Annotated in this window: 9 protein-coding genes and 2 tRNA genes; 8 read left to right on the plus strand and 3 right to left on the minus strand. The window is 73.9% G+C overall.

What is annotated here, in order from left to right; genetic code table 11:
- The first annotated feature begins 7 nt into the window (after window positions 1–7).
- The 6 genes from FHL79_RS03190 (at window position 8) to FHL79_RS03210 (ending at window position 2,910) form a co-directional block, all read left to right on the plus strand.
- The gene (locus FHL79_RS03190) at window positions 8–925 is read left to right on the plus strand and encodes a DUF3566 domain-containing protein (RefSeq protein WP_138757171.1); all 918 of its coding nucleotides are present in this window, start codon (window positions 8–10) and stop codon (window positions 923–925) included.
- 59 nt (window positions 926–984) lie between these two features.
- Window positions 985–1,058: transfer RNA gene (locus FHL79_RS03195), tRNA-Ile, on the plus strand.
- Window positions 1,059–1,175: 117 nt separating this feature from the next.
- On the plus strand, window positions 1,176–1,319 hold the full coding sequence (locus tag FHL79_RS24920) for a DLW-39 family protein (protein ID WP_171057982.1): 144 nt from the start codon (window positions 1,176–1,178) through the stop codon (window positions 1,317–1,319).
- Window positions 1,320–1,359: 40 nt separating this feature from the next.
- Window positions 1,360–1,432: transfer RNA gene (locus FHL79_RS03200), tRNA-Ala, on the plus strand.
- A gap of 54 nt (window positions 1,433–1,486) precedes the next feature.
- On the plus strand, window positions 1,487–2,023 hold the full coding sequence (locus FHL79_RS03205; protein WP_138757172.1) for a peptidylprolyl isomerase: 537 nt from the start codon (window positions 1,487–1,489) through the stop codon (window positions 2,021–2,023).
- A 143-nt stretch (window positions 2,024–2,166) separates the two neighbouring features.
- Window positions 2,167–2,910, plus strand: coding sequence for a rhomboid family intramembrane serine protease (locus FHL79_RS03210; RefSeq protein ID WP_138757173.1), 744 nt, complete (start codon window positions 2,167–2,169; stop codon window positions 2,908–2,910).
- Window positions 2,911–2,919: 9 nt separating this feature from the next.
- Here the strand turns inward: FHL79_RS03210 and FHL79_RS03215 are convergent, their stop codons facing one another.
- Both FHL79_RS03215 and crgA read right to left on the minus strand, forming a co-directional pair.
- Window positions 2,920–3,321: a PH domain-containing protein gene (locus FHL79_RS03215; protein WP_138757174.1), complete on the minus strand. Its 402-nt coding sequence runs from the start codon at window positions 3,319–3,321 to the stop codon at window positions 2,920–2,922.
- A gap of 597 nt (window positions 3,322–3,918) precedes the next feature.
- Window positions 3,919–4,191 carry a cell division protein CrgA gene (gene crgA / locus FHL79_RS03220; RefSeq protein WP_138757175.1) on the minus strand — a complete coding sequence of 91 codons (273 nt, stop codon included), beginning with the start codon at window positions 4,189–4,191 and terminating at the stop codon, window positions 3,919–3,921.
- A 153-nt stretch (window positions 4,192–4,344) separates the two neighbouring features.
- Between crgA and FHL79_RS03225 the strand changes: the two genes are divergently transcribed.
- Both FHL79_RS03225 and FHL79_RS03230 read left to right on the plus strand, forming a co-directional pair.
- Complete coding sequence (locus FHL79_RS03225; protein WP_138757176.1) at window positions 4,345–5,100, plus strand: DUF881 domain-containing protein; 756 nt, start codon at window positions 4,345–4,347, stop codon at window positions 5,098–5,100.
- Window positions 5,101–5,130: 30 nt separating this feature from the next.
- Window positions 5,131–5,796 (plus strand): aminodeoxychorismate/anthranilate synthase component II, encoded by a 666-nt coding sequence (locus FHL79_RS03230; protein ID WP_171057983.1) that lies wholly within the window; start codon window positions 5,131–5,133, stop codon window positions 5,794–5,796.
- Window positions 5,797–5,863: 67 nt separating this feature from the next.
- Here FHL79_RS03230 and pknB read toward each other — a convergent pair whose 3' ends face one another.
- Entirely contained in the window at window positions 5,864–7,648 is a 1,785-nt protein-coding gene (gene pknB, locus FHL79_RS03235; protein ID WP_138757177.1) for a Stk1 family PASTA domain-containing Ser/Thr kinase, read from the minus strand.
- Window positions 7,649–7,909: the final 261 nt, after the last annotated feature.

Raw genomic sequence — 7,909 nt, forward strand, 5'->3', positions numbered from 1 at the left:
GACTGGGATGAGCGACCGAGGGCGCAGTTCGGTGCGTACCGGGACCCGGAGCGGGTCCGGCACGTCCGACGGGGTGCCGGAGGCCGTTGCCCCGGTCGACGCCCCTCGGGAGCGGGAGGACGCACCGTCCCCAGCCGGTGCGACCGCCGTCGGCTCGTCGCCGGCCGGCGCCCGTGCGGCGGCACCGGCTCCGGCCGGGTCGGCGGAGACGCCTGATGCCACCGTGCGGGCGCGGGTCCCCGACGCCACCTCCGCCGAGGCCCCGGTCTCGATGACCAAGGGCGCCGCCCCCACGCCGCCGGCGGCCCACCCGGTCACGCCGCTGGGTCCGCAGGCGACCCCCGCGCCCCCGGTGCCCCCGGTCACCGGCACCAACCGCGCCGCCCGCGGCGGCCCGCTGCCGGTGGACGCGACCCAGGCGGTCACCGTCAGCCCGGTCGCGGCACGGCCGCCGGACGCCTCCGCGCGTCCCTCGCCCGCCCGCACCCCGGACGGCGACCGGCCGGCCGCGGAGGCGACCGCGCGGACCGGCAAGGTGCGCGGCGCGGGCCGCGGCCCGCGGCGGGCCCGGCTCCAGCTGCGCCACATCGACACCTGGTCGGCGCTGAAGATCTCGCTGGTCGTCTCCATCGCGCTGTTCTTCGTGTGGATGATCGCGGTCGCCGTCCTCTACGGCGTCCTCGGTGGCCTGGGCGTCTTCGACACCCTCAACGACCTCATCGGGCAGCTCAGCAGCTCCTCGGGCGAGGAGGCCGGCAGTGGTGGCAACGTCATCTCGGGCACGGTCGTCCTCGGCGGGGCGGCGGTGATCGGCGCGGTGAACATCGTGCTGCTGACCGCGCTGTGCACGGTGGCGGCGTTCGTCTACAACCTCTGCTCCGACCTCGTCGGTGGCCTCGAGGTCACCCTCGCCGAGCGGGACTAGCGGCAAGGACCCCGTGTCGGGGAGCTGCCGACCGCCAGGTAGGCTCTTCCACGGTCCACGGGCCTGTAGCTCAGGCGGTTAGAGCGCATCCCTGATAAGGATGAGGCCGGAGGTTCAAGTCCTCCCAGGCCCACCCGTGCACCGACGGCGGGCGACCGGCACCCCCTCCAGGGGGCCGGTCACCCGCACCCGGACGCCCCGCAGCGGTCACCGGAGCCGCGACGGTCACCACCGATCGAGGAGGTCCCGCGTGCTGAAGAAGCTGGCGATGGCAGCGCTGGCTGCCAGTGCGGTGGTCGCCGTCCGCAAGCGCACCGCCGGCAAGGGCGAGGCCGACCTGTGGGCCGAGGCCACCAGCGGGCCCGACGCGGTCAGCACACCCCGCCCGTCCTGACCAGCACCGCCCAGGACCGGCGCGGCTCGCCGCGCTTCCCGGGGACGTAGCTCAATTGGCAGAGCACCGCCTTTGCAAGGCGGGGGTTAGGGGTTCGATTCCCCTCGTCTCCACCCCTCCGGCCCACCCGTCGGCACGCCGCTGCACGGCAGTGGGAGAGTGGTCCCGTGACTGAACAGACTGCTCCCGCGCGGCGCGCCGTCCTGCACACCAACCGCGGCGACATCACCGTCGACCTGTTCCCCGACCACGCCCCGAAGACGGTCGCGAACTTCGCCGACCTCGCCGAGGGCGCCAAGGAGTGGACGCACCCGAAGACCCGCGCCAAGACCACCGACAAGCTCTACGACGGCACGGTGTTCCACCGGGTCATCGAGGGCTTCATGATCCAGGGCGGCGACCCGCTCGGGCAGGGCATCGGCGGCCCCGGCTACCAGTTCGGCGACGAGTTCCACCCCGACCTGTCGTTCAACCGGCCCTACCTGCTGGCCATGGCGAACGCCGGCCCCGGCACCAACGGCTCGCAGTTCTTCATCACCGTCGGCCCCACGCCGCACCTGAACCGCAAGCACACGATCTTCGGCGAGGTGGCCGACGACGCCAGCCGGCAGGTCGTCGACGCGATCGCCACCACCCCGACCGCCCGCGGTGACCGTCCGGTCGACGACGTGGTCATCACCTCCGTCGAGGTGCAGCGCAGCTGAGCGCTCCTGACGGCAGGGACGACACCGGGGGCGCCGGCGCGGGCAACCCGCAGCCGGCGCCTCCGGCGACGTGCTACCGGCACCCCGACCGCCCCACCGGCGTGCACTGCGTGCGCTGCGGTCGGCCGATCTGCCCGGAGTGCATGAACCCCGCCGCCGTCGGGTTCCAGTGCCCGGACGACGTCGCAGCGGGCAACGCCGGGGTGCGCGAGCCGCGTCGCACCGGCGGGCTGCAACGCGCCGGGCGCCGCTGGGGCCCGGTCACGCTGACCCTGATCGGGGTCAACGTCGCGATGTTCCTGCTCACCGCCGTCCTGACCGGGATCGGTGGGCAGGACCCGCTGCAGAACTACCGCACCGAGCTCTTCCAGGACCTGGCCCAGGTGCCGCTGTTCGTGCAGATGGGCGACTGGTGGCGGCCGTTCACCGCGGCCTTCCTGCACTACGGCGTGCTCCACCTGGGGCTGAACATGCTCTCCCTGCTGGTGTTCGGCTCCGAGCTCGAGCGCCTGCTCGGCCGGGGCCGCTACCTGACCGTCTACCTGGTGTCGATCATCGGCGGCGCAGCGGCCATCCAGCTGCTGGGCGCCCCCTTCGGGCAGGTGGCCGGCGCCTCCACCGCCATCTACGGCCTGATGGGTGCCTACGGCGTCGTACTGGTGCACCAGAAGCAGGACCTCCGCGGGCTGCTGACCCTGCTGGGCATCAACCTGGTGATCAGCTTCCTGCCCGGTGTCTCGCTGATCGGGCACCTGGGCGGCCTGGTCGGTGGGGCCGCCGCGGCCGCGGTGCTGGTCGCCGCCCGCCGCCGCCCGCCGCTGGCGATCGCCGGCATCGCCGCTCTCGTCGTCGTCCTGCTGGCGCTGGTGTACGCCGGCGTGGGCTGACCGGAGCCCTCACCCGGCGGCGCCGCCGGCCTGCAGCACCTCGGCCACCGTCGCCGGGTCCGTGCCCAGCTCGCGCCGCCCCAGCACGACCAGCACGGCGTCGTCCGTGCGGTCCTCCAGCTCGAGAGTGCGCGCCCGCACCCCCCAGCGCCGCTGCACGCGCACCCGGGCCCGCACGTGCGGCCACGCGATCGTCGTGCGGCCGGCGAGCGCCCGCACCGTCACGCCGTCCGGGCCGGTCCGCACCCGTGGGCGGAGGACGGCGTCGTGGGCGGCCAGACCGAGCAGCAGCAGTGCCGCCCCGCCCACCAGCACCCGGCCGACCGGGTCGACCGCGAAGACGGCGAGGGCCAGCGCCAGCCCGGCCACCGCGGTCGCGACGACCTCGCCGGTCCGGGGCCCCCACTGCACCTCCCCAGCTTGTCAGGACCCGGCTCGGGCCGCCGCTGTCCACAGGACCGTCCCCGCTGTCCCCCGGCCCGCCGTCCGGCCGACGGGTCGGCGCGACCGGCGGATCGTCGACAACACGCCGGCGGGCGCGTGCGACCGGCCCGTCACCCTGCTCGTTTGCCTTCGTGGCCCACGGGTAGTAAGGAGCTGGAGCGCAGTTCGAAAGAAGTTGGTTGTCCACGTTTACCCACAGGTGTGTACACAACTGGGGACGGACTTCCAGCGGTGTAGTTACCCCCGTGCCCTTTCCGTCCCAACCGTCACATCGGCGGCATCTGCGCAGGTCAACGCCTCGGTGGCGGCTGTCCACACTCCACATGTCGTGGACAACCATGGGGACGACCGAGCGGTCCGCCTGTGGACGGACTGGAGCGCTGTACACAGCCGGGTCCCCGGACAGCGCGCTGACCTGCGGGTTGTCCGCTTGTCGACATCCCGGATCGGTCACTCACCGCATCCGCGCGGTGACCGAACGACGGTGGACAAGTCCGGGGACGACACAGGCCCCTGTCCCGGATCGGGACAGGGGCCTGTGGACAGCGCGGTGGAGCGGGTGGGTCAGCGCCAGCGCATCGAGAGGACCAGGCCGGCGACCATGGCGCCGAAGCCGATGGCGAAGTTCCAGGCCCCGAGGGACACCATGAAGCCGATCCGGTCGCCGGCGACGTAGTAGACGACGATCCACAGCAGGCCGATGAGCATCAGGGCGACCATGAGGACCGCGTACCAGCGGGGGCTGGGCTCCACGGCGCGGGCACGGGCCGCGCGGGAGGGGAGCACTCCCTCCGGCGGGGTGTACACCGACTTCTTGCGCACCTTCGACTTGGGCACCGAACGGACTCCCTCACTGGGCCGGTGGCCTGTCGCCCCGGCGTGGACTCATCCCAGCCTAAGCTGCCGGGCGAGCAGACCCGTCCGGTGCGCGGGGCGCGTCACCCTGCGGGGCGGTGCCCGGCGCGAGCGGACGCCGGCCAGGAGGTGAGCATGTCGCGGTCGGTCCGGTGGCGACGGCTCTCGCTGTGGACGGCGCTCGTGCCCGTCGTCGCCCTGGTGGCCGGCCTGCTCTTCGCCACCTCCAGCCGGACGGCGCTGGGCACCGACCTGCGGGCGGGGGAGAGCTCGCAGCTCCCCGGCCTCATCCAGCAGCGGGACGCCGACGTCGCCCGGCAGCAGGAGGAGCTCGCCCAGCTGCAGCAGCAGGTCCAGGGCCTCACCGACCAGGCGGCCTCCCGCAACGGCGAGGTGGCCGCGGCACAGGCCGAGGGCGCCCAGGGCACGACCTCCGCCGGCCTGACCGCGCTGGAGGGACCCGGCCTGTCGGTCACCCTGGACGACGCGCCTCCCGAGCCCAACGGCGCCCAGCCCGGCAACGTCAGCCCGGACAACCTGGTCATCCACCAGTCCGACGTTCAGGGCGTGGTCAACGCCATGTGGGCCGCCGGGGCGGACGGCGTGGCGATCATGGGTCAGCGGCTGATCGCGACCAGCGCGGTGATCTGCGTCGGGAACACCCTCCTGCTGCAGGGCCGCACCTACTCACCGCCGTTCGTCGTCACCGCCGTCGGGAACGCGGCGGAGATGCGTCAGCGCCTGGCGGCCTCCTACGAGGTCCAGCTGCTCAGGGCCGCCGTCGACCAGTTCGGCCTCACCTACCAGGTGGCCGACCAGCGCCAGGTCAGCCTGCCCGCCTACGAGGGCCCGCTGGACCTCCAGTACGCCAGCACGGCCCCCACCGACTGACCGGGGGGCGGGGGCGTGTACACCTGAGGCGTGGCCATCCTCGACGCCCCGCGGCCGGTGCTCGTCGTCGACAACTTCGACAGCTTCGTCTACAACCTCGTGCAGTACCTCGGTCAGCTGGGCGTGCCCAGCGTCGTGCGGCGCAACGACGCGGTGACGGTCGCCGAGCTGGCCGACCTCGACGTCGCCGGAGTGCTGCTCTCGCCGGGGCCCGGGACGCCCACCGACGCCGGGGTGACCGTGCCGATGGTGCGTGCTGCCGCGGAGGCCGGGGTGCCCGTCCTGGGGGTCTGCCTGGGCCACCAGGCGATCGCCGAGGCCTTCGGTGGCGTCGTCGGCCGCGCGCCCGAGCTGCTGCACGGGAAGACCAGCCAGGTGGTGCACGACGGCGTCGGCGTCCTCGCCGGGCTGGCGTCACCGTTCACCGCCACCCGGTACCACTCGCTCGCCGTGGAGGCCGACACCGTGCCCGCCGAGCTCGAGGTCACCGGCCGGACCCCGTCGGGCATCGTCATGGCGCTGCGGCACCGCGAGCTGCCGATCGAGGGCGTCCAGTTCCACCCCGAGTCGGTGCTGACCGAGGGCGGCCACCAGCTGCTCGCCAACTGGCTGACCAGCTGCGGGCTGGCACCGGACCCGGCCAGGGTCGCTGCCGCCGAGGCCACCGCCCACCGCCTCACCGTCGCCACCGTCTGACGGTTCAGGCCGCCCTTCAGGGGCCCGCGCCGAGCTTGCGAGGCGTGGGGGAAGGGTGGTCCTTCATCTAGCTCGTCGGGCTGGCTGTCGGAAGGGTGGGCGTGGGGGCCGTCGGCGTCGTCGTCGGAGCGGGGGTCGCGGGGGTCGTCGGCGTGGTCGGCGCCTCGCTCGGGATCGGGACGGCGATCAGCAGCGTGACCACGTCGCCCTCGGCGACCGCGGACCGCGGGCCCGGGTCGGAGTCCACCACGTTGCCGGCCGCCACCGCGTCGCTCTCCCCGTTCGTGGTCTCGATGTTGCCGTTGTCGATGCCCGCGGCCACCAGCTGCTCGCGGGCCGCGGACTCGCTCAGCCCGCGCACGTCCGGCAGCTCGATCGACCCGGTGGACACGCTGAGCGTGATCCGGGTGTCCGGAGCCGCCTGCGAGCCCGCCGCCGGGTCGACGGCGATGACCTGACCCTCGGGCGCCAGCGAGCGCTCCTGCTGGGTGCTGATGCTGCCGGTGAACCCGGCGCCCTCGAGCGCGGTCACCGCGGCGTCCTGGTCGCGACCGACCACGTTGGGCACGGCGATGGTGTTGGGCCCGCCGCCGATCACCAGGCGGACCGGCGTCTGCGGGTCGGCCTTCTCGCCGGAGGCCGGGTCGGAGCTGAGGACGGTGTCCTTCTGCTCCTCGGTGCTCGCCTCCCGGCTGACCGTGCCGACGGTGAGCCCGGCCGCGGTGATCGCCGCCGTCGCCTCGTCCTGGGTCCTGCCCGCCAGGTCGGGCACCGTCACCTGGGTGGTGGCCGGTGGGGCGTCGTCGCCGTTGCCGCCGGTCAGTGCCAGCGCGATGGCGATGGCCCCGCCGATCAGCACGAGGGCACCGACCACCAGGGCGATGATCCGGTTCCGCCTGCGCTTCTGCGCGTCCTGGTCGTCCCAGCCGTCGTCGTCACCACGACCCACTACGGCCGCGCCGATGATCGTGGTCTTCTCGGCGTCGCTCATCACCGGCGTCGCCTCGACCCGCTGACCGGCGACGGCGCGGAGCAGGTCCGCGCGCATGTCGGCGGCCGACTGGTAGCGGTTGGCCGGGTTCTTGCTCATCGCCTTGAGCAGGATGGCGTCGAGGTCCGGGGGGATCGCCGGGTTGATCGACGACGGCGTCCTCGGGTCCTCCCGCACGTGCTGGTAGGCCACGGCCACCGGTGAGTCCCCGGTGAACGGCGGGCCGCCGGTGACGAGCTCGTAGAGCAGGCAGCCGGCGGAGTAGACGTCGGAGCGGGCGTCGACGCCCTCGCCGCGGGCCTGCTCCGGGGAGAGGTACTGCGCGGTGCCGATCACGGCCGCGGTGGAGGTCATCGTGGCAGCCGAGTCCGAGACCGCCCGGGCGATGCCGAAGTCCATCACCTTGACGGTGCCCTGCGGGGTGATCATGACGTTCGCGGGCTTCACGTCCCGGTGCACGATGCCGTTGCGGTGGCTGAAGTCCAGGGCCGCGCAGATGTCCGCGGTCAGCGACATGGCGCGGTCGGGGAGGAGCGGGCCCTCCCGCCGGAGGACGTCGCGCAGCGTCTCGCCCTCGACGTACTCCATGACGATGTACGGGGTCGCCCCCGCGGGCCCGCGGTCCTCACCGGTGTCGTAGACCGCGACGATGGCCGGGTGGTTCAGCGACGCGGCGGCCTGCGCCTCCCGGCGGAACCGCACCTGGGAGGACGGGTCGCGGGCGAGGTCCTGCCGCAGCACCTTGACCGCGACCTCGCGACCGAGCCGCAGGTCCCGCCCCCGGTGCACCTCCGCCATCCCGCCACGGCCGAGCACCCCGCCGATCTCATAGCGCTCACCGAGCACTGAGGGCGTGGTCATCGGGGGTCCTCTCGGGCGAGCGGGTGCGCGGTTCGCGGCTCCGGTCCGGGCACGACGAGGGTCGCCACGCCGTCGGGGAGCCTAATCGCTGGCCCGGCCGCGACCGGCGCGACGCGAGTGCCGCGGTACCGGTGTGTCACCCGGTGCCCGCGGGTCTGGCGACGGCCGCGCCGGTCGGCTCTCAGCCACACGGCGTGGACGAGGGAGACGGTGCGGGCGCGGAGGTGGTGACGGTCGGCGGCGCGGGGGCGGGCGCAGAGG

The sequence above is a fragment of the Modestobacter altitudinis genome (assembly GCF_005930475.1).
Taxonomy (GTDB): Bacteria; Actinomycetota; Actinomycetes; order Mycobacteriales; family Geodermatophilaceae; genus Modestobacter; species Modestobacter altitudinis.

Coding starts and splice junctions, on each gene's coding strand:
- FHL79_RS03190 (WP_138757171.1), top strand. CDS start 8: ATGAGCGACCGAGGGCGCAGTTCGGTGCGTACCGGGACCCGGAGCGGG.
- FHL79_RS03210 (WP_138757173.1), top strand. CDS start 2,167: ATGAACCCCGCCGCCGTCGGGTTCCAGTGCCCGGACGACGTCGCAGCG.
- pknB (WP_138757177.1), bottom strand. CDS start 7,648: ATGACCACGCCCTCAGTGCTCGGTGAGCGCTATGAGATCGGCGGGGTG.
- FHL79_RS03225 (WP_138757176.1), top strand. CDS start 4,345: ATGTCGCGGTCGGTCCGGTGGCGACGGCTCTCGCTGTGGACGGCGCTC.